The organism is Acuticoccus yangtzensis (assembly GCF_001927245.1).
GTDB classification, from domain to species: domain Bacteria; phylum Pseudomonadota; class Alphaproteobacteria; order Rhizobiales; family Amorphaceae; genus Acuticoccus; species Acuticoccus yangtzensis.
This window is the reverse complement of record NZ_MJUX01000027.1, coordinates 1-789: the sequence shown is the minus strand read 5'-3', so window position 1 is coordinate 789 and position 789 is coordinate 1. Positions and strand designations below refer to the sequence as shown.

At 72.2% G+C, this 789-nt stretch carries 1 pseudogene; it reads right to left on the bottom strand.

From position 1 onward, the window contains the following. Window positions 1-789, bottom strand: a pseudogene (locus BIX52_RS23395) (hypothetical protein); the annotation flags it as partial.

Below are 789 nucleotides of genomic sequence, written 5' to 3'. Positions count from 1 at the left end.
GATGTCGATGTCGCCGACGATGGCCTCGACCGGGTCGAGGACGACGTCCGCATCGGCGACAAGGTCGTCGCCCGGCAGATCCACGCCGAGATCGACGGCGAGGTCGGCATCGCCCTCGGCCGGTGCATCACCGCCGAGATCGACGGCGCCCAGCACATCATCCACGGTGCCGGTGTCGACGGTGCCGAGATCGGCCGCGTCGAGGACTGCGTTCACGGTGCCGGTATCGATGGTGCCGAGGTCGGCCGTGTCGAGAACAGCATCCGCCGCGCCGCCGTCGATGGTGCCGAGCGTGGCGTCGACGAGGCCGTCCACCGTGCCGAGGGTCACGTCGGCGGAGATGGGCGCATCGCCGGTGAGGCCGTCGATGAGGTCGAGGTCGGCATCGGCGGACACGGCGAGGGGGGCGCCGTCGTCCAGGCCGAGGTCGGCATCGGCGGTGATGTCGATGTCGCCGACGATGGCCTCGACCGGATCGAGAACGACCTCCGCGTCGGCGACGAGGTCCTCGCCCGGCAGGTCCACGCCGAGGTCGACGGCGAGGTCGGCATCGCCCTCGGCCGGTGCACCGCCGCCGAGATCGACGGCGCCCAGCACCTCGTCCACGGTACCGGTGTCGACGGTGCCGAGGTCGCCTGCGTCGAGGGTGGCGTCGACGAGGCCGTCCACCGTGCCGAGGGTCACGTCGGCGGAGATGGGCGCGTCGCCGGTGAGGCCGTCGATGAGGTCGAGATCTGCGTCGGCGGACACGGCGAGGGGGGCGCCGTCCTCCAGACCGAGGTCGGCGTC